General features: G+C 38.5%; 12 protein-coding genes, 6 tRNA genes and 1 pseudogene. 15 read left to right on the forward strand and 4 right to left on the reverse strand.

What is annotated here, in order from left to right:
• The first annotated feature begins 26 nt into the window (after positions 1-26).
• The 13 genes and pseudogenes from uvrY (at position 27) to nspC (ending at position 10,791) form a co-directional block, all read left to right on the forward strand.
• A complete protein-coding gene (uvrY, locus tag AC2IP4_RS04775; protein WP_060991346.1) occupies positions 27-671 on the forward strand; it encodes a UvrY/SirA/GacA family response regulator transcription factor in 645 nt (214 codons plus the stop codon).
• On the forward strand, positions 671-2,497 hold the full coding sequence (gene uvrC / locus AC2IP4_RS04780; RefSeq protein ID WP_486310612.1) for an excinuclease ABC subunit UvrC: 1,827 nt from the start codon (positions 671-673) through the stop codon (positions 2,495-2,497). The genes uvrY and uvrC overlap by 1 nt, the downstream gene beginning before the upstream one ends.
• 45 nt (positions 2,498-2,542) lie before the next feature.
• Positions 2,543-3,097 carry a CDP-diacylglycerol--glycerol-3-phosphate 3-phosphatidyltransferase gene (gene pgsA, locus AC2IP4_RS04785; RefSeq protein WP_486310613.1) on the forward strand — a complete coding sequence of 185 codons (555 nt, stop codon included), beginning with the start codon at positions 2,543-2,545 and terminating at the stop codon, positions 3,095-3,097.
• A gap of 839 nt (positions 3,098-3,936) precedes the next feature.
• Positions 3,937-5,172 (forward strand): group II intron reverse transcriptase/maturase, encoded by a 1,236-nt coding sequence (ltrA, locus tag AC2IP4_RS04790; protein WP_486310614.1) that lies wholly within the window; start codon positions 3,937-3,939, stop codon positions 5,170-5,172.
• A gap of 360 nt (positions 5,173-5,532) precedes the next feature.
• Positions 5,533-5,606, forward strand: a tRNA-Cys gene (locus AC2IP4_RS04795).
• 22 nt (positions 5,607-5,628) lie between these two features.
• A tRNA-Gly gene (locus AC2IP4_RS04800) sits at positions 5,629-5,704 on the forward strand.
• Positions 5,705-5,815: 111 nt separating this feature from the next.
• Positions 5,816-5,902: transfer RNA gene (locus AC2IP4_RS04805), tRNA-Leu, on the forward strand.
• 32 nt (positions 5,903-5,934) lie between these two features.
• A tRNA-Gly gene (locus AC2IP4_RS04810) sits at positions 5,935-6,010 on the forward strand.
• A gap of 108 nt (positions 6,011-6,118) precedes the next feature.
• Positions 6,119-6,205, forward strand: a tRNA-Leu gene (locus tag AC2IP4_RS04815).
• A gap of 32 nt (positions 6,206-6,237) precedes the next feature.
• A tRNA-Gly gene (locus AC2IP4_RS04820) sits at positions 6,238-6,313 on the forward strand.
• A 492-nt stretch (positions 6,314-6,805) separates the two neighbouring features.
• Positions 6,806-8,310, forward strand: a pseudogene (locus AC2IP4_RS04825) (pyridoxal phosphate-dependent decarboxylase family protein); the annotation flags it as partial.
• The gene (locus tag AC2IP4_RS04830) at positions 8,310-9,554 is read left to right on the forward strand and encodes a carboxynorspermidine synthase (RefSeq protein WP_486310615.1); all 1,245 of its coding nucleotides are present in this window, start codon (positions 8,310-8,312) and stop codon (positions 9,552-9,554) included. The pseudogene AC2IP4_RS04825 and the gene AC2IP4_RS04830, both read left to right, overlap by 1 nt.
• A 91-nt stretch (positions 9,555-9,645) precedes the next feature.
• Positions 9,646-10,791: a carboxynorspermidine decarboxylase gene (gene nspC, locus AC2IP4_RS04835; RefSeq protein ID WP_375322688.1), complete on the forward strand. Its 1,146-nt coding sequence runs from the start codon at positions 9,646-9,648 to the stop codon at positions 10,789-10,791.
• A 68-nt stretch (positions 10,792-10,859) separates the two neighbouring features.
• On the opposite strand, the gene AC2IP4_RS04840 is transcribed toward nspC, so the two are convergent.
• The gene (locus tag AC2IP4_RS04840; RefSeq protein ID WP_375322687.1) at positions 10,860-11,357 is read right to left on the reverse strand and encodes a glycine cleavage system transcriptional repressor; all 498 of its coding nucleotides are present in this window, start codon (positions 11,355-11,357) and stop codon (positions 10,860-10,862) included.
• 139 nt (positions 11,358-11,496) lie between these two features.
• Positions 11,497-13,665: a YccS family putative transporter gene (gene yccS / locus AC2IP4_RS04845; protein ID WP_486306586.1), complete on the reverse strand. Its 2,169-nt coding sequence runs from the start codon at positions 13,663-13,665 to the stop codon at positions 11,497-11,499.
• A 198-nt stretch (positions 13,666-13,863) separates the two neighbouring features.
• Between yccS and helD the strand changes: the two genes are divergently transcribed.
• Positions 13,864-15,927: a DNA helicase IV gene (helD, locus tag AC2IP4_RS04850; RefSeq protein ID WP_486310616.1), complete on the forward strand. Its 2,064-nt coding sequence runs from the start codon at positions 13,864-13,866 to the stop codon at positions 15,925-15,927.
• A gap of 83 nt (positions 15,928-16,010) precedes the next feature.
• On the opposite strand, the gene AC2IP4_RS04855 is transcribed toward helD, so the two are convergent.
• Both AC2IP4_RS04855 and torT read right to left on the reverse strand, forming a co-directional pair.
• Entirely contained in the window at positions 16,011-16,466 is a 456-nt protein-coding gene (locus tag AC2IP4_RS04855; protein WP_060991337.1) for a methylglyoxal synthase, read from the reverse strand.
• Positions 16,467-16,533: 67 nt separating this feature from the next.
• The gene (gene torT / locus AC2IP4_RS04860; RefSeq protein ID WP_486310617.1) at positions 16,534-17,529 is read right to left on the reverse strand and encodes a TMAO reductase system periplasmic protein TorT; all 996 of its coding nucleotides are present in this window, start codon (positions 17,527-17,529) and stop codon (positions 16,534-16,536) included.
• 74 nt (positions 17,530-17,603) lie between these two features.
• Between torT and torS the strand changes: the two genes are divergently transcribed.
• Positions 17,604-20,480, forward strand: coding sequence for a TMAO reductase system sensor histidine kinase/response regulator TorS (gene torS, locus AC2IP4_RS04865; protein WP_486310618.1), 2,877 nt, complete (start codon positions 17,604-17,606; stop codon positions 20,478-20,480).
• Positions 20,481-20,606: the final 126 nt, after the last annotated feature.

Consider the following 20,606-nt stretch of genomic DNA (forward strand, 5'->3'; position numbering starts at 1 on the left):
TGTAAATTTAAGTCGGAGTGTCAGTTGTGATTAAAGTTTTCCTTGTAGATGATCATGAGCTGGTTCGCACAGGGATTAGACGTATTCTTGAAGACGTCCGTGGAATTAAAGTAGTAGGGGAAGCTCACAGCGGTGAAGATGCCGTAAAATGGTGTCGAACAGAGCAGGCAGATATTGTTCTAATGGATATGAACATGCCTGGAATAGGTGGCCTAGAGGCGACTAAAAAGATTTTACGATTCAATCCAGATATGAAAGTAATAGTATTAACTATTCATACTGAAAATCCGTTTCCAACGAAAGTGATGCAAGCTGGAGCGGCTGGATATTTAACGAAAGGGGCTGGTCCAGACGAAATGGTAAATGCTATTCGTATGGTACAAAGTGGACAACGTTACTTATCACCAGAAATTGCACAACAGATGGCATTAAGTCAATTTACTCCTGATTCTGAGAACCCATTTAAAGAGTTGTCAGAGCGTGAATTACAAATAATGATGATGATTACTAAAGGCGAAAAAGTAACGGATATTTCCGAACAGCTAAATTTAAGCCCAAAAACAGTAAACAGCTATCGTTATCGATTATTTAGTAAATTGAACATAAGCGGTGATGTTGAATTAACTCATTTAGCTATTCGTCATGGTATCTTAGATGCTGAGACATTGTAGTGCCTTCTTTTGATTCAAATGCTTTCTTAAAGTCTGTAACTCATCAGCCCGGTGTTTATCGAATGTATAACACTGAGGCTGAAGTTATTTATGTAGGTAAAGCAAAAGATTTAAAAAAGCGATTATCTAGCTATTTTCGCAGTAATATCCCTTCAGAAAAAACAAAAGCTCTTGTTACTCATATTGCCCAAATAGACGTAACAGTGACACATTCAGAAACCGAAGCCCTCATCTTAGAGCACAATTATATTAAGCAGTATTTGCCTAAATATAATGTATTGCTTAGAGATGATAAGTCATACCCTTATATTTTTATTTCCAATCATAAACATCCAAGGATCTCTATCCATCGTGGTACGAAACGAAAAAAAGGGGAGTATTTTGGTCCTTATCCCGACTCTGGAGCCGTTCGTGAAAGTCTTCATTTAATTCAAAAACTATTTCCTATCCGTCAATGCGAAGATTCAGTCTATGCAAATCGACACCGTCCTTGTTTGATGCATCAAATTGGTCGTTGCTTAGCTCCTTGTGTAAAAGGAATTGTTAGTGATGAAGAATATAAAGAGCAAACCGATTTTATTCGTTTATTTTTGCAAGGAAAAGACAGGCAAGTTATCCAGACATTAGTTGAACAAATGGAAGAAGCAAGTCAGTCATTGAAGTTTGAAAAAGCCGCAATGATCCGCGATCAAATTCAAGCGATGAGGCGAGTGCAAGAACAGCAGTACGTGTCTGATGATAGTGGTGATGATTTAGACGTCTTAGGTTTTGCAATAGAAAATGGATTGGCTTGCGTTCATTTGCTGATGATAAGGCAAGGTAAGATTTTAGGTAGCCGTAGTTTCTTCCCTAAAATTCCAGCTAAAACAGAAAAAGATGAAGTTTTTCTAAGCTTTTTAACACAGTACTATTTAAATCATTCTCAGGGTAGAACCATTCCAAACCGAGTGGTAACGAGTTTCGAATTTAATGGTGAGAGTTTAGAGGCTGCATTAACTGAACTTTCTGGTCGAAAAGTGACTTTTCAGTTAAACCCTAAAGGAATAAAAGGTCGCTATTTAAAATTAGCGGATACCAATGCATTCACGGCATTGACGAGTAAGTCGAATCATAAATTAACGATTTACCAGAGATTTAAACAGCTTGAAGAGGCATTATCCTTAGCGTCAATTCAACGGATGGAATGTTTTGATATTAGTCATACTATGGGGGAGAAGACAGTTGCTTCGTGCGTTGTTTTTAATCAGGAAGGACCAGTAAAAGCAGAGTATAGACGTTATAATATAACTGGAATAACCGGAGGCGATGATTACGCAGCGATGGCTCAAGTGCTTGAACGTCGTTACAGTAAACAACTCGATGTAGATAAAATTCCAGATATTATCTTTATTGATGGTGGTAAAGGGCAGTTGAATAGGGCCTATGATGTTATTTCTAAGTATTGGGATGATTGGCCAAAACAACCTCTTTTACTGGGTATCGCAAAAGGAGTGACACGTAAACATGGGCTGGAGACTTTGGTTAAAACGTCGGGTGAAGAATTTTCAATGCCAAGTGATTCACCAGCTCTGCATTTAATTCAGCATATTAGGGATGAAAGCCATAACCACGCGATTAGCGGTCATCGAGCGCAACGTGCGAAAGTAAGAAAAACCAGTACGTTACAGAATATCGAAGGGGTTGGCCCGAAACGAAGGCAGGCTTTATTGCAATATTTAGGTGGTCTACAAGAATTAAAAAGTGCAAGTGTTGAAGAAATAGCCAAAGTGCCTGGAATTAGTCATTCTTTGGCAGAAAAAATACAGGATGCGTTGAAACACGGATAAAAAAAGCGCACCATAGGATCAGCAGACCAAAATTTAAGAATTATTATGCGATTAACGATACCAAATATACTCACGTTTATCCGGCTAGCACTTATTCCAGTGTTTGTTGTTGTTTTTTACTTACCTTATGAATGGTCAGCGGTTGCTGCTGCAATGGTATTCTGGGTCGCAGGTTTTACAGACTGGTTGGATGGATTACTTGCAAGAAAATTAGGTCAAACCTCTCGTTTTGGTGCTTTTTTAGACCCTGTAGCTGATAAAGTAATGGTTGCAGCGGCTTTAATCTTGATCACTGAGCATTACCATTCTATTTGGATTACTATTCCTGCAATAACAATGATTGGCCGTGAACTTATTATTTCAGCTCTCAGAGAATGGATGGCGGAAATTGGTAAACGTGCAAGTGTTGCTGTTTCATGGATTGGAAAAGTAAAAACAGTTTCTCAAATGTTTGCTCTATGGGTTTTGATTTGGCGTTATGATGATTGGATGGTATGGGTTGGTTATGTTGCGCTTTATGTAGCAACAATTTTGACATACTGGTCTATGGTCCAATACTTAGCTGCCGCAAAAAATGATCTGCTTAATGCAGACGATTAGTTAGTTAATTGAGATGAAAAGCGAACTTAGGTTCGCTTTTTTGTTTGCCCAGCAAAGCTGGCAAACCCGTCTGCTTGCAAGATAGCAGAGTCACCCCGACTAAGGGGAAGACAATCTGAATGGCAAGGGCGTCACTGGCTAACGGTGAGGTCTGAAGGAAGCCATAGGAAGTTAGATGTACACAACTAACCGTAACCTGTTTCGGCGGGATTGGTGGGTAAGCGTCCAAAATAGCGCGAAGCCCAATACTTAGTCAGACCAATTCTGTGCTTGAGGGTGGCATATCTAACAGGGAGTCAGTGCAATAACTGGGGAAGCCTGGCATCTAAACTTAATTGTCAGTAAGTGGCTTAGATTCAAGAAGAAACTCAAGATCTAATGCCGATGTGAGGTGGCAGATGAACCCGTAGTAGTGAGTAAGGCTAGGCCTGTGAAAGCCAGTGATGGTGTGGAGGACAAAACCAAGCCGACTATCAGTAATATATCTGATAGAGTCAATTTGAGCCAAAAGCACTTATTGATTGCGAAGGGGGGAAGTGATTTATAAATTACCTTAAAGTGACGTAATTTATGATGGGTTCACGAATTACCAAATAAGGTAAAGTCTCTATTTTAATGGCTAAGGGTGATACTAAAGCTGTGAATAGAACTGGGCACGGGGAGTAAGTGTTTCTCTTTACTAGAGGCATAGAGGCGGTTAAGCATATTGCGAATAAAAGGGCGTAGCCTTGCTAGAAAACTTAACGCGACAACGAAATAAACCTAACCAACATAAATAAAGTCAGCAGCAGGTGATGTGAGATAATAATTTGAGAGTACACTATAGCCTTTACGGGCGCATGCTATCACTGCAAGCGCTTTACGTGGCATACAAACAAGTGAGAAAGAATGGAGGCGCAGCTGGTATTGACGGGCAGCGTATCGATGATTTCACACAAAATTTGGAAGTAGAGCTCAGAAAACTATTACTTGAACTACAAGAAAAGCGCTATCAAGCGCGGCCCGTAAAACGAGTTGAGATCGCCAAAGACGATGGCGGTATCAGGTTATTGGGGATCCCCACAGTTCGAGACCGAATTGTTCAACAATGTTTAACGAATATAATGACTCCCATATTTGACCCAAACTTTCATCCATCCAGTTATGGATATCGGGTTGGGCGAAGCTGTCATCAAGCCATCAGCAAAGCTACACTCTTTATACGTAAATATAATAAGCGGCATGTTGTTGATATGGATCTGTCTAAATGCTTTGACATGCTTGACCACGATCTGATAATCAAGTTCGTGCGAAAGCGCATCGTGGATGGCAGTATCTTAGGCTTGCTCCGTCAATTTCTAAAAAGTGGAGTCATGGTTGGTGAAAACTGGCAGAATAGTGTAATAGGCAGTCCACAAGGTGGGGTGATTAGTCCACTACTTGCTAATATCTACTTAGATGAATTCGATCAAGAAATGATGAGGCGTAAGCATCGAATAGTGCGATACGCGGATGACATTTTGATATTCTGCACCTCTAAAAAGGGTGCAGAGAATGCATTAAAAGTAGCTAGCCATATTTTAGAAGTAACGCTAAAACTTAAAGTGAATGAGCGGAAAACCCATATAGCACATAGCGATACAGGTATTAAATTCTTGGGAGTGGAAATTTTTACAAATTACACGGCAATTCAAGAAAAGAAGCTCAAAACATTAAAAGCGAAAGTAAGACAACTCACCAAGCGTAATGGAGGATTGAATTTAGCGAGAGTGCTAAAGCAACTGAATCCAGTGCTCAGAGGGTTTGTAAACTACTTCAAAATAGCCAATATTACGAGCACACTGAAAAGCCTTGCGGCTTGGATAAGGCGGAGATTGCGAGCGGTACAAATGAGTTTGTGGAAGAAGCGGTGCAGATTGCATCGTCGTCTTAAGCAACTAAAGTACAAACCGCCATTTAAGTCCATAAAAATGGACTCATGGCGAAACAGTGCGAGTCCGTTAGCAAGCTATGCGATGCCTAATCAGTGGTTCAAAAATCTAGGCTTGTATTCAATAGACGAAGTTAAAACAGGTGTACTCGCTTCTTTTTATTAAGAAATAGTAAATTGCAGGAGCCGTATACGAGGTCCGTACGTACGGTTCTGTGAGAGGGATGAGGCAAAAGCCTCACCCTACTCGATTATATTTTAAAAATAAATTATGTATAGTGATCTGATATAACAAGCTTTTGTATTGAATCTTTTCTTGTAATCAGAGCGATTTTTTCAATTAACTTACTCCTTAAGTAGGCTGAAGAGCTTGTTTTCGTTTGTTTTATATTCATTTTGAACGCATTTTATTCAAACGAAACAAAAACACAAAAATAGTGTTGACTCTAAGTGCTGAATCAGTAGAATGCGTCCTGTACCCAAGAGGAAGGCCGAAAATAAGCAGTCGACCAATTGAGGCTACAACGGCGCCTTGGCAGAGTGGCTATGCAGCGGATTGCAAATCCGTGAACCTCGGTTCGATTCCGGGAGGCGCCTCCATTCTCTTTTGTAGAGAAGACTTGCGACACTAGCTCAGCTGGTAGAGCGCAACCTTGCCAAGGTTGAGGTCACGAGTTCGAGCCTCGTGTGTCGCTCCAAATTTTGTAAAAAAGTAGTCAAGTTACATTGGCAGACTGCTTAAAAGATGGTGTCTAACCTGCTTTATTATAAAGCGCATTGGTTGGGAGCATCGCAATAAAGAATTGCGTGCCCTGGTGGTGGAATTGGTAGACACAAGGGATTTAAAATCCCTCGGCGTTCGCGCTGTGCCGGTTCAAGTCCGGCCCGGGGCACCATCGATTAAAGTCTATATCGTAAGATGTAGCATGCGACACTAGCTCAGCTGGTAGAGCGCAACCTTGCCAAGGTTGAGGTCACGAGTTCGAGCCTCGTGTGTCGCTCCAAATTTGTAAAAAAGCAGTCACGTAACATTGGCAGACTGTTTTAAAGATGGTGTCTAACCGTTCTTTTTAGAACACATTGGTTAGGAGCATCGCAATAAAGAATTGCGTGCCCTGGTGGTGGAATTGGTAGACACAAGGGATTTAAAATCCCTCGGCGTTCGCGCTGTGCCGGTTCAAGTCCGGCCCGGGGCACCATCGATTAAAGTCTATATCGTAAGATGTAGCATGCGACACTAGCTCAGCTGGTAGAGCGCAACCTTGCCAAGGTTGAGGTCACGAGTTCGAGCCTCGTGTGTCGCTCCAAATTGAAGAGCCCAGTCAGAAATGATTGGGCTTTTTTACGTTTATAATTTAATGATTATGAATAAAAATTTCCATAATATGAACAGCTGTGCTATTTTCCTTCACAATCTCGGAATAATTCTGGGGGAGACGCGTTTTAACTTTATATTTTTATTAGAATTTAAAGAGTAAATACGTAGGGTAGGTATCAACAACAATTTGTTGATAGAAGGGATACTAGTGACGGTAACGTCATGCTTATGGGAAACCCAACATTGGACACATTTAAATTACATTCTCAAATCTGCTTAATACTTCCATTATGCCCTGTCCTAGAAACAGGAAGCATCACCGAACCTTGATCCTTTGAAAAATAATGGCCATTACGTGGCTTAATTTCTATATGCATTTTGCTATGGATAGATTTTTCACATCTTAATTTTCAAAGTTATAAAAATGAGTGCACTCTTTGATGAGAGAACTGATGTTGCTATGTCGCAGTTATCAGTTCAATTGGTAGAATCAAATAGTCAGGAAGAATTCAACCAACAAGAAAAATGGAAACAACACTTTATTCAAATAGGGACAGGAGGAAGTGATAAATTCCTTTCTATGTTGAATCATACCAATCAAGCATTAGTTTCGGTATTTGAACAGGTGAGATCCCCGTATTCAGGAGTTACACCAGCCTTACTTGAAAAAGCCATTCAAAACGTAAATCTAGATGATGAACCATCAGAACTGCGGAATGTGATTGATAGAACAACAGATCTAGTGGTTAAAAACTCAATATTTGTTCAGCACCCAAACTGTATTGCGCATCTTCATACTCCGCCATTACTTTCCTCTATTGCTGCTGAAGCTATGATAGCAGCGCTTAATCAATCAATGGATTCGTGGGATCAAGCCTCATCAGCAACCTATGTAGAGCAAAAATAATAGATTGGGTATGTGGAAAATACCAGCTTGGAACAGTGTCTGATGGCGTGTTTACTAGTGGTGGGACACAAAGCAATCTAATGGGATTATTACTTGCCCGCGATTGGATAGCAGACAAAATAAGTCAACACTCAATTCAAAAAATGGGCTTACCAGAGTATTCAAATAAATTACGCATCATATGCTCTAAAAAATCACACTTTACAGTACATAAGTCTTCGTCTTTATTAGGGTTGGGCGAGCATTCAGTATCTAGTGTTGAAACAAACTCAAATGGCACGATCCATATCGATTCATTAGAGATAACACTCCGTGAATTGAAAGCAGAAGGGTTAATTCCATTTGTTTTAGTGGGAACCGCTGGTACGACAGATCACGGAGCCATTGATGATTTATCTGCATTGTCCTCTATAGCACAAGCAGAAGGTATGTGGTTTCACGTTGATGCAGCTTATGGTGGAGCTCTTATTCTAAGTAATAGTAAGCATAGATTATCAGGTATTGAGCAGGCAGATTCACTCAGTGTTGATTTCCATAAGCTATTTTATCAAACGGTGAGTTGCGGGGCGTTGCTGCTTAAAGATAAAGCAAATTTTAAATTTGTATTGCACCATACTGACTATCTCAATCGCGAAGAAGAGTTGCTACCTAACTTAGTCGACAAATCCATAGCGACAACTAAACGTTTTGATGCCCTAAAGGTCTTCATGACAATGCAAAATGTAGGGGCAGAGCAATTAGGAAAAATGTACGACCATTTGTTGATACAAACCAAGCAAGTAGCAGATGTAATTCAAAACAATGATCGTTTTGAATTACTGGAAGAACCGTCACTTTCAACCGTATTGTTTCGCTCTAACAGTAAAATTATCAAGGATTTAGGTAAACTAAATAAAACAGTCAGGCTAGAAGCGTTAACGCGTGGTATAGCCGTGTTAGGTGAAACGGTCGTTAATCATAATGTCGCGTTGAAACTAACCATCTTAAATCCATGCTTGAAGGTTTCAGATTTTGAATCTTTATTGGAACAAATTGATAACTTAGTAATTGAACAAGAGCAAATAAGGGTAAAACAATAATGTCTATTCTACAAATTGGTGCTGGTGGCGTTGGATGGGTTGTTGCACATAAAGCAGCACAAAATAATGACACACTGGGTGATATTACGATTGCTTCTCGCACTATTGAAAAGTGTGAAAAAATTATCGAATCGATTAAAGGTAAAAGTAACCTGAAAGATACGACTAAAAAATTAGAAGCAAAAGCAGTAAATGCTGATGATGTTGATGCACTTGTTGCTCTTATCAAAGAAGTTCAGCCTGATCTTGTTATTAATACTGGCCCTCCTTGGGTTAACATTTCAATTATGGAAGCGTGTTATCAAGCACAGGTTTCTTACTTAGATACGTCTGTTGCTGTTGATTTATGCTCAGAAGGCCAACAAGTGCCAGAAGCCTATGATTGGCAGTGGGGCTATCGTGAAAAGTTTAAAGAAGCGGGTATTACCGGTATTCTTGGTGCGGGTTTTGATCCCGGTGTGGTTAGTGTTTTTGCAGCATATGCGGTTAAGCATCTGTTTGATGAGATTGAAACGATTGATGTAATGGACATCAATAACGGTGATCACGGTAAAAAATTTGCAACCAATTTTGATCCTGAAACTAACATGTTAGAAATACAAGGGGATTCTTTCTATTGGGAAAATGGAGAGTGGAAGCAAGTTGCGTGTCATACACGTATGCTTGAGTTTGATTTCCCACATTGTGGTCGTCATAAAGTCTATTCAATGGCACATGATGAAGTGCGTTCAATGAAAGAGTTTATCCCTGCAAAACGGATTGAATTCTGGATGGGTTTTGGTGACACCTATTTAAATTACTTTAATTGTATGCGCGATATTGGTTTGTTAAGTCCTGAGCCGCTGACATTGCATGATGGTACAGTTGTTCAACCACTGCATGTATTAAAAGCGCTATTACCCGATCCAACCTCATTAGCTCCGGGTTATACCGGGTTAACTTGTATCGGTACTTGGGTGCAAGGCCAAAAAGACGGAAAAGAGCGTAGCGTATTTATCTACAATAATGCTGATCATGAAGTTGCGTATAAAGACGTAGAGCACCAAGCGATTTCTTATACGACAGGAGTGCCAGCGATTACTGCGGCGCTGCAATTCTTCCGTGGTGAATGGGCTGATGCCGGTGTATTTAATATGGAGCAGTTAAACCCTGATCCATTTTTAGAAACAATGCCTAAAATTGGTCTAGATTGGCATGTTCAAGAGCTAACGCCGGGACAACCAGACATTAAAACCCTAAAATAATAGGGTATAACTATCGTCATTATAAATGATGGTGAATTAATTTTAAGCCGATGAATTCATCGGCTTTGTTCGATTTATAGAGAAGAGAATCATGACTGCTCAATTGAAAAAAAGTGAGTTTAAAACCCCATATTTCATGATTGATGAAGCCAAGCTGATAGCGAACCTTGAAGTCGCGAAGCGCTTGAAAGATCTTTCTGGTGTTAAATTAGTACTGGCATTGAAATGTTTTTCGACATGGGGAATTTTTGACATCATCAAGCCTTATCTTGATGGTTCAACTAGCAGTGGTCCATACGAAGTAAAATTAGGCCATGAAACTTTTGGTGGTGAAACGCATGCTTACAGTGTGGGTTACAGCGAAGATGATGTAAAAGAAGTCGTCGATATTTGCGATAAGATGATCTTTAATTCGCAATCGCAATTGGCTGCTTATCGTCACTTAGTTGAAGGTAAAGCATCGATTGGTCTTCGCTTAAATCCAGGGGTTAGTTATGCAGGGCAAGATCTTGCGAATCCTGCGCGTGAATTTTCACGTTTAGGCGTACAAGTTGATCAACTTGATCCTCTTGTGTTTGAAAATTTGAATGGCGTTATGTTTCACATGAATTGTGAGAATAAAGACGTGGATGCATTTTCATCGTTGCTAGAGGCTATTTCAGCTAAATTCGGCACATACTTGGATGGCTTGGAGTGGGTTAGTTTAGGCGGCGGTGTCTTCTTTACTTGGCCTAATTATGATGTAGAGAAATTGGCGTTGGTGTTAAAAGCGTTTTCTGAAAAACATCAAGTTCAATTATACCTGGAGCCGGGCGAGGCGATCATTACCAAAACGACAGACTTAGTGGTAAGTGTGGTAGATATTGTTGAAAACGGCAAAAAAACGGCCATTGTAGATTCCGCTACTGAAGCTCATCGCCTTGATACATTAATTTATAATGAGCCAGCCTCAATATTAGAAGCGTCAGAGAAGGGGCAGCACCATTATGTTATTGGTTCATGTTCATGTTTAGCTGGAGATCAGTTTTGCGAAACGCAATTTGAGCAACCACTAAAAATAGGTCAAAAACTGCATTTTTTGGATAGTGCGGGTTATACCATGGTGAAGCTAAACTGGTTTAATGGTCTGAAAATGCCATCTGTATATTGCGAGAGAGCAACAGGAGAGATCGAAAAACTCAATGAATTTGGTTATGACGATTTTAAACGATCATTATCGAGGTGGGCGGTAAGCTAATATGTATCGTTAGATGTAAAAATGGCAGCGTAGTAAGCTGCCATTTTTGATTGCTTCGTCGCTTTTATTTAAATAACAGTAACGACCATATCATTACTCAGCGCTTCAATCTCCGCTGCTAAGTCATTTATATTAGCTGATATTGGCAACTTTAAGCTTAATGTAGCGGTAAATACACTGGTGCCATTCGCTGGAACCCCAATACGGTGGCTGTTCATATCAATTAATTCAACTGATTCTTTTTGCAAGATATTACTAATATCATTAACGATCCCTGCTCGGTCTTCCGCATCGACTTTTAATCTTGTGTGTTGATGTTCAACAATCGTTTCTAATGCATCAGTGAAAGTGACCAATAAGTCATCTTGCGATGCAAAATAATCTTGTACTGCTTTTTTATGGTTTGTTGGGACTTCTATTTTTATTACCGCTGAGATATGAGCATCAAGGTAATGAACTTTACTTACTAGCCATTTTCCTCCTTCCTCATGGGTAACAGAGGCGAGTTGTTTAATTAAATCTGGGCTAGCAATTCCAACAAAAGCAGCAATAAATACACTTTTCATAGTGAGGCCTCCAACTGAGTTAGGGTGTTCTTTTATTAAAAAGTATCTCTAACACCAGTGTAGACGCCTCGTTCTAAAAAAATTTGATAAACATCAAGTTATCGATAAGCCAAAAAGATCTAGTTCAAACTTTAGCCTTCTATTTTGTCTCTGTTCCTTGAGTGCCTAATGTTGCTGATAATGCATGCATTTCAGGTAAGATTTGATGCATTAAATGAAGTTGTTGCAGTACCATTTTGACTGAGTCTTCATCTTCATCACGCCATTCGGATAATCGTTTCTCAATGCTTTCTTCTGCGACAATATTTAGTTTTTCACTGCACTCGGTATTACTCAGTTGGCATTGAATTTGATTCAAATGCGAATGAATAATACGGTGTGATTCGGCAACTAATTGATGTGTTTCTTCATCTTTTAGGCGGACTCTATGGGCTCCAAGTGCAGATATGTAGCTAAGCATTGCATGGCATAAACAAAGAAAGCGGAATGATTCGTCCACTGCGGTTTGGTATTTTCCTGGCTCAATAAGCATGTTACTAATTGCCGAGCTAAGTGCAGCTTCATTATTATGGGCTTGGCGTCGAGATAATCGATATTGAAGAGAATCTTTTTTCCCTGCTCGATACTGAGCAATAATGTTTGATAAATAGTCTTGGTGGGCATGAACGGTATCAGCCATTACTTTGTGTAAACGTTTAGATTGCCAGTCAGGCAAAATATAGGTAACAGCAACTACCGCTAAGATACAGCCAACGATTGTATCGCCTAAACGAGGAAGAATCACCGCATAGCCTTCGCCTAATTGGTTAAAGCAGAATAAAACCAAGATGGTGATGAATGCTGTAGCAAAGCCGTAATTAGCAAGACGAAAAGCAAAAAAGAGTACGCCAGCAATAACCATTAAAACTAACTGACTATCAAGAGAGGGGAACAAGACTAACAGTGCCGTCCCTGCCAATAAGCCAATAAGTGTTCCAGCGACGCGAGCAACGAGTTTTTCTTTGGTTGCACTGTAGTTTGGTTGGCAAACAAAAAGTGTGGTTAATAAAATCCAATAACCACGTTCTAAATCAAATGCTTGAATAATTCCATAGCCAGTAGTCAATGCTAATGCCATTCGAATTGCATGGCGAAATAGAACGGAATCTGTTGTTAGATTCGCTTTTAATCGTTGCCACATTGCTTTTGGTGTATGCGCGCCTTGATCGGCTAATACTGTATCTTCTTCACTTTCTAAGCTTCGTTCTGGGTTACTTATATTGGCAAACTGGCGCTCAACGGTTGCGAGATTATTAAACAAATACTCCAATTGAATGACAGATAAACGCCATTCTGGTCGCTGTTGTTCTTTTAAAGCAATAAGTGACTGCTGTAGTTCATCTAAAGCAAATATAGAAGTTTGAGCGTGTTGGTAAGGTAAGCCAAGAGACAAGCAACGAGCGACTTCTTTACAAGCTTCCGATTGACTATGTAATAAATGCTTAAAGCGAAAGAGAATGTCACTTCGATTAAATGTATTAGCAAGATCTTGATAGCGATAATGGCTAGAGCTTACTCGCTCATGAATGTCTTGAGCAATAAAATAAATTTTCAGAAAACGGTCGCTTGCACCGACAACATGACCACCTTTTGCTCTTGTTAATAAAGATGCCTTGCTGTTATTCAATGCCGTCACCATTTGTGCGTTATTTTTTGCTTCTTGAAGGCGGTAAGGTTGCGGTATTAAATTTGTGACGGGATGAAACAACTCACTTTTACTATTCAAATAAGTCGCCATGGTTTCAAAAACAGTGGCCAAGTTTTGTTGTACTGGCTGTAAAGGCCAGAAAATTTGCCAAGTCAGTGAAATTGAATAATACCAAGCAGCACCACTAAGCAGAAGCATGGGTTGATACCAAATATTAGGGCTTTCAGATGCACCGAGCATGGTGTAAATCGCTATCAATAAAGAGCCAAACGCAATGCTTGCATAGCGAGGACCTAAAGCACCAAGCATGATAAAAGAGAAAGTCGAACAGAAAAGACCAATCGCAAATAATATGGGGGTTTTGAAAAGAAGTTCAATCGAGAAAGCCGCAACGGCAAAGCAAATAAAGGTTAAGAAAAGAGCTTTGAGTCGACCAGATAATTTATCGTCAGTTTCTGCTAATGCAGCAGCAATAATACCTAAAATTAATGGGGTTATAGCGGTGTTTTGTTCTAGATACCAACATGGGATAACGGCACCCACCAGAGCGATTAATACACGAACACTAAAATTAATGGTTTTATTGGACCAATATTGACGAAAAAGTTGGCGATAGCTCACGATAGGTATTATCTAATTTGTTGAAAAAAAACCATCATAACAAAGTCTTATTGAGAAAAAAGTAGTAGAGAGTAGATCATTGTCTTAATACTGATCTGGGACAACAAAAAAAGAACCTGATATCCTATCCATCTTCCAATCATTCATGAGTGTAGAAATTCACTCATAAATACAATTATCTTTAGGTAGTATCGAATCATGCAGATAAAAGCAACCACCTTCGCTCAGTGGTTAGTTCAAGGTGACTATTATCAACTTGAATTAGAGCAAGAGCAGCTGTTGTTTACTTCACATAAGTTCCAAGTATCTGTTCCGTTTGATAAATGGAGTGGCAAGGTTACCTTTCAAAGAGGATTAATTTGGAGTTCACTGTGTTTTTATAACCGCAACGAGCAAGTGGCATGGCGAGTTTCTGGTTTACCTTGGCAAGAGTGTGATGCCATCATTAATACAGTACTAAATTCATACGCAGATTGGAAAGAATCTAAAATTTCGATGCTTAATCAACTGAAACCACAAATGTTGGATTTAGTTGAAGAGTTTAGAGCGCAGCGTCGTTTTTTAAAGCAAACAGAAGCTCTGTTGATGGTTGAAAAGTTGTATGATTTATTTGAAAAAACCGGAATTTCTATTCCGCTTGCTGAGCAACTTCAACCAGATTGTATTGCGCCTGTTTTAGATTGGCTTACTGATCCTGAATTACAATTAAAGGTTCTTAATGATGATTGGTTAGAAGACCAAAAAACAGAATGGAAGGCCTTTTTTTCTGGTTGCGAATCTCAGCCTTTAAATGAATCTCAGCAAAGTGCGTTATTGTTAAATGAAGATCATACTTTAGTTTTGGCAGGGGCTGGTTCTGGCAAAACAAGTGTGTTGGTTGCCCGAGTGAATTATTTAATTGAAAGTGGTCAAGCGCAACCAGAGGAAATATTATTACTTGCTTTTGGTCGTCAAGCAGCCCAAGAAATGTCAGGTAGAATCATTGAAAAGTTGGGCACTGATATTGGCCAAAAGATTAAAGTTGCTACGTTCCATCAACTAGGTTTAGAAATTATTCGTCATGCCGAATACCAACAGCCTAAACTTTCTTGTCTTGTTACTGATGTAAAAAGTCGTAAAGAGTGGTTTATTCATGTACTTGATTCTGAATGGAAAAATGCGACGGCAACCAATCGTTGGAAAAAACACCTTAAAAAGTGGCCAATTGCCTATCTTCGTGGTGATGTAGATTTAAAAGAAGAATCACATAATGAAAAACTTCAAGAATGGTTATATAAACAAATTTGTCAACTAAACGCCCTGCAATTGGATAAAAAGGCAATTTTAGAAAAGATAGAATCGCATGTTGATGCGGCACGATTAAAAAGTGAATTAAATATCGTGTGGCCGTTTTTCAAGGCATATGAACGAACGTTAAAGCATGAAGAAGCGATTGATTATGAATTGATGATCTTAAAAGCGAAGCAATATATAAATAATAAAAAATACGCTTTGCCTTGGGCATTTGTCATGGTTGATGAATATCAAGATATTTCACCACAGCGTTTAGATTTAATTGAAGCTATTTGTCATAATGAAAATGCACGACAAGAAAAAGCGACCTTGTTTGCTGTGGGTGATGATTGGCAGGCAATTTATCGTTTTGCTGGTGCTGATGTATCTTTAACTACTGGATTTGAAAAACGTTTTCAATCAACTCAAATTGCACATTTATCGACAACATATCGTTTTAATGATCAAATTGGTGCGGTAGCAAATAGATTCGTTCAAGAAAATCCAATGCAACTTAAAAAAGAGCTGAACAGTTTTACTAAGCAAAAGCGAAAAGCTGTAAAAGTGATAGAGCATAATTCAATTGAAAAAGAATTACTGTCATTATCAAAAAATAGTAAAACAGGAGATACTGTACTCATTTTAGGCCGTAATCATAACCACAAACCAGACAGCTTTGATGAATGGAAAACATTTTATCCTGGATTGAATTTGGAATATAAAACGTGCCATGCAAGTAAAGGTACAGAAGCAGATTATGTATTCATTGTTGAAATGACAGATGGGCAGTTTCCAATGAAAACTCGAGCTGAATCGTTAGATGGTGCATTACTTCCTCATGAAGAGGAGTTTAGCTATGCAGAAGAGCGTCGTTTATTTTATGTCGCATTAACCAGAGCAAAGAAAAAAGTCTGGATCGCATATCATGGTAAGCCTTCTCCTTTTGTTCAAGAAATAGTCGATAAAGATTACCCTGTTATTCTTGAATGATTTGATTGCTTATATATGAAAAAGCCCTTACTTAACAATAGGTAAGGGCTTTTTATTAACCGGTGACTAGATAACGTATTGGATTATAAACGTTCAGCTAAATAGGCTGCGTAATCGGGGATCTCAATCTTAACTTCTTTTGTCATGTTTGGAGATGTAATCATTAGTTTCGCACTTGCGCGATTCATCGCAACAGGAACGTTCCATACAGTCGCTATGCGTAGTAGAGCTTTAACATCAGGATCATGAGGAACTGCGTTTAATGGATCCCAGAAAAAGATCATCATATCAATCTTACCTTCTGAAATTAAAGCGCCTAATTGCTGATCTCCACCCATAGGGCCGCTTAATAAACTTTTAATTGCTAACCCGGTTTCTCTGCTAAGAATATTACCTGTTGTACCTGTCGCAAATAGAAAGTGACCTTGTAATGCTTCCTTGTTTTCTGTAACCCAACGTAAAAGCTCTGGTTTGTAATGGTCATGAGCCACAAGCGCTATATTTTTATGGGCAGGGATAATCCGTGTTGTCTTTTTCATTAAAGGTTCCTTAATTATAATTTTCTTTAATTTATTACTTTTACATCTCAATTAAATGACACCGAAACTAACGTTGCACACCTACAAAAAATGTAGGGCGGTATTCCGCAGGAGAGAGAGAGTCGAGTAATACATTTTTTGGTAAATGGTTTGGTGTTAATGCTTCTATCTTTGGAGATAATCTAAAAGGTAGAGGTTTATGATTTAAGTACCCAATCGCCTGTTGAACACTTAATCTACCTTGTAAAACCATTTTGTCAGTAGGAGAAAATAGCACACGTTTACGTAATAAACCGCGATATACCGCATGACTTAGATAAGTAGATACTAATTCAACTTCATTTTGCATCTTTCTACTAGCAAGTTCACTAATAGCAACCTCAATTGCCACGGCGCCACCTACTAAATAATCTAGTTTTTCACTTTGAAGCGCGTCTTGAATAAGGTTGCGTTGTAATTCTTTGCTATTGTCTCCCCAATAGGTAGCACTAACTACAATATCACTTTCTTTTATTGCGTCATTAAACCCTCTAGTTACCGGTTTTGTTCCGCCACGAGTTTTTGGTCCTGGTAACCAACCAATATAAGTGATACCAGAGTCTTTAGGGTGTCTTTTAGCCAAAAATTCCCCAGCTTTATAGCCCATGTCATACCAATCTACGCCTACTTCACCAAGGTGAATAGGAGGGAGTGTCGGAAATGAACTTGTTAATTGATTTACAGTAGCAAAAGTAGGGATTCCCGAGGTTAAGCTTTTTAAATCATGTTGATAGATAATAGGGTCAACCGTACCTAACAGAATAGCGTCAGCACCAATAGATACGCATTGTTTGATTTGTTCTTTTTGACGTTCAACATTAGGGTAACCACCTGACTCATAAACGGTTAATTCAACATTATTACGCTTTGCTTCTTCAACCATGCCGTAATTGACTGAAAGCCAATAAGAATCTTTTAAGTGTGGATAAATAGCACACAATTTCCATGACTCTTTTGCGTGAGAAAGAGGGGATAATAAGATGGAAATAAATAAGATAGCTACGGAATGAAAAGTAAGTTTCATGGTCTCTTCGCACTGACTTTAGGTTGATGATATGATACTCGCATTACTTCATTTTCTAAAGTGTATTCAAGATTATGTTATTTGCTTCTACAGGGATAGGTCGAAAGCTATTTCTTACTTTTATGGTGATGATTGCTCTTATGGCTTTTGGATCTGTTGTAGGTGTCCTTGGCTTTTCTTATGTTGAAAAAACAGAAAGAACAGTGATAGATTCTGCGATCCCTGCGGTTATTGAAGCTCGATATATTTCCGATTTAAGTACAAAAATCATTTCCACTTCTCAGTTACTTTCTCAAGTAAACTCAGAAAAAGAACGCAAAAAATACGGCAAAGAATTATTTACATCGATTGAAAGTTTGTATGTTAGGTTGAAAGGATTAGGGGTTTATCCATTTGATAAGGCGTTACTTACTCGCTTAGATCATCAAGTGCAAGACATTGTTGATAACTTAGCAACGATGGGAAATAACGTCGGTGAGAAAGTTGTCCTGCACAGCCTTATTCAAAATAAAAGTCAGAAACTCACTCAAACTGCCCTTCAATTAGAAGAATTAGCGCGTTCGCAAGTACTTAACTCTAATACAATCACTATTGCGAATGTTGTTAAAATCTATGATTTTGTCGAAAATAACGATAAAAATTCGGTATATAAAGCATTAGATACTTTGGTGGAAATAGACCTTGATTTAGCGGAGCGTTTGCATGAATTACGTCTACTTACTTTTAAAGTTGTTAATACTATTGATGATGCGAGAAATAGCGATAGTATTGTGAATGTTGAGAAATTACGTCAAGATTTCAATCGAGACATGACAATTATTACTCGCCGTGTGCAAGCTGTAGAAGATCCAAGCAGAACAAAGCAAATGTTGGCATTAGCAAATAATTTAACTAAGAGTGAACGCCTTTTTAATGAGCTAATTCAATTAGTAAATATAAATCAAAAACTGAAATCATTAAGTGATGAAAATATTCATCAATTCCAAGAATTAAATCTCACTATTGCACAACTTTTAGAGCAAGCAAATGACGTTACGCAACAAGCCGTTGCTGATGTGAACTTTGTTTTGAAAGTTGTTCAACAGCTTCTTATATCAATTACATTATTAGGTTTATGTTTAGTTATCTACATTATGTGGCGCTATGTATATGCCCGCGTAATTATGCGACTTAATCAATATGAACAAGCAATTACCGATGTTGCTAATGGGCGATTAGACATAGAGCTAGATACATCAGGAGATGATGAATTGGCTCAAATGGGGCGCTCTATTCTTGTAGCTAGAGATACCGCGCAAGAACTGCAAGATTATAAAGATAGCTTAGAGTTACAAATAGCTCAAAGAACTCAAGAGTTAAAATCGAGTAACGAACGTTTAAATGTTGAAATAATTAATCATGATAAAGCGCGTGATTTAGCAGAACAAGCTAATCGTGCTAAGTCAGCGTTTTTAGCTACGATGAGTCATGAGATCCGAACTCCACTTAATGGTGTACTCGGAACGGGTGAATTATTACGTGGAAGTGGATTAACAGCACAACAGCAACAATATGTAGATATTATCAATCGTAGTGGTGAGAACTTACTTGATTTACTTAATGATATTTTAGACTACTCGAAAATTGAAGCTGGTCACCTATCAATTCGTCAGGTTAATTTTAATGTCCATTCGATGATTACCGACGTACACCACTTATTTAGTTCAAGAGCCCAACAAAAAGGGATCACGCTTGCTTTTGATGTTCCTGCAGACATTCCTGCGTGGTGGATGGGGGATTGTACTCGGATCAGACAAGTGCTAAATAATTTTGTCGGCAATGCGGTTAAATTTACTCATACAGGTAGTGTAACAATTCAATTGCATATCATTTTAGATACCACATTATTATTTGAAGTTGTTGATACAGGTGTTGGTATTGCTGAACATGAGATAAGTAGTTTATTTGAAGCGTTTACACAAGCAGAAGAAGGGCAGAAAGTCTATGGTGGAACCGGTTTAGGACTAGCCATCAGCCAGCGCTTAATTGAAGCAATGGATGGGGAAATCGGTGTTGATTCAAAAGAAGGGGGCGGAAGTACATTTTGGTTCTCTTTAGAGTTGGAAGAAGGGCATTGTATTACCGTTCATACTGAAGATAGTACGGTTCCTGATGTTGCACCTGCTCATATTCTTTTAGTAGAAGATAATCCTGTTAATCAAATGGTCGCTGTTGGTTTTTTAGAACGTTTAGGTCATAAGATTACTGCTGTTGATACTGGTCTTCTTGCGGAAGAGGCTTTGAAAAAAGACCAATTTGATATGCTACTTTTAGATATCAATTTACCTGATACTGATGGAGTGACTTTACAAAAACGATTGCGAAAGATCGAGCAATTAAAAGAAGGCGATACGAAGAATACGCCGATACTCGCTGTGTCTGCGCATGTATTTAGTGAAGATGTAGAAAGCTATTTAGCAGCAGGTTTTGATGGTTTTTTAGCTAAGCCTCTTATAGAAAATCAATTAATAAAAATGTTAAATCGCTTTTTAAGTAGTGTTTATCCTATGAAAGAATTTGATATAAACCAAGAGGGATTTAATCCTACAATTGACAGTTCCCCTGTTGAGGAAATTGATATGATTTTAAATGAAAAAGTGCTTATAAGTGATCTTGCCGTATTGGGTGAGGCTAGAATGCTTAAAATTATTGAATTATTTAGACTGTCCTCTAAAGATAATTTAATTCAACTGCAAGATGCGATTGTTAATAAAGAGGCTTACCAAGTCAATCAGCTCGCTCATAAGTTAAAAGGATCTGCAGGTAGTCTTGGATTAATGCAATTGCATGCGATTTGTAATGCTTATGAAGCAAGAGGAAAAAATGGTGATTTATCTGAATGCAGTGAGATTGAAATAGTTCAAGTTTATGAGCTCTCAATAGATGCACTAAATGATTTTTTTGATAAATGAAATTAACTTTATAAATATCAATGGTATGAGGTAAATTTATTCCTGATACCTATGGGTGTGATCAATTTATATTTATGACGATTTGATATAGTCCGTTGAATTATTTTTATGTCATATGGATAGGTT

The organism is Aliivibrio thorii, assembly GCF_057368585.1.

What these genes read in the sequence shown, in the direction of transcription:
- pgsA (WP_486310613.1), top strand. Translation starts at nt 2,543, where the DNA reads ATGCGATTAACGATACCAAATATACTCACGTTTATCCGGCTAGCACTT.
- ltrA (WP_486310614.1), top strand. Translation starts at nt 3,937, where the DNA reads ATGCTATCACTGCAAGCGCTTTACGTGGCATACAAACAAGTGAGAAAG.
- AC2IP4_RS04830 (WP_486310615.1), top strand. Translation starts at nt 8,310, where the DNA reads ATGTCTATTCTACAAATTGGTGCTGGTGGCGTTGGATGGGTTGTTGCA.
- nspC (WP_375322688.1), top strand. Translation starts at nt 9,646, where the DNA reads ATGACTGCTCAATTGAAAAAAAGTGAGTTTAAAACCCCATATTTCATG.
- AC2IP4_RS04840 (WP_375322687.1), bottom strand. Translation starts at nt 11,357, where the DNA reads ATGAAAAGTGTATTTATTGCTGCTTTTGTTGGAATTGCTAGCCCAGAT.
- helD (WP_486310616.1), top strand. Translation starts at nt 13,864, where the DNA reads ATGCAGATAAAAGCAACCACCTTCGCTCAGTGGTTAGTTCAAGGTGAC.
- AC2IP4_RS04855 (WP_060991337.1), bottom strand. Translation starts at nt 16,466, where the DNA reads ATGAAAAAGACAACACGGATTATCCCTGCCCATAAAAATATAGCGCTT.
- torT (WP_486310617.1), bottom strand. Translation starts at nt 17,529, where the DNA reads ATGAAACTTACTTTTCATTCCGTAGCTATCTTATTTATTTCCATCTTA.
- torS (WP_486310618.1), top strand. Translation starts at nt 17,604, where the DNA reads ATGTTATTTGCTTCTACAGGGATAGGTCGAAAGCTATTTCTTACTTTT.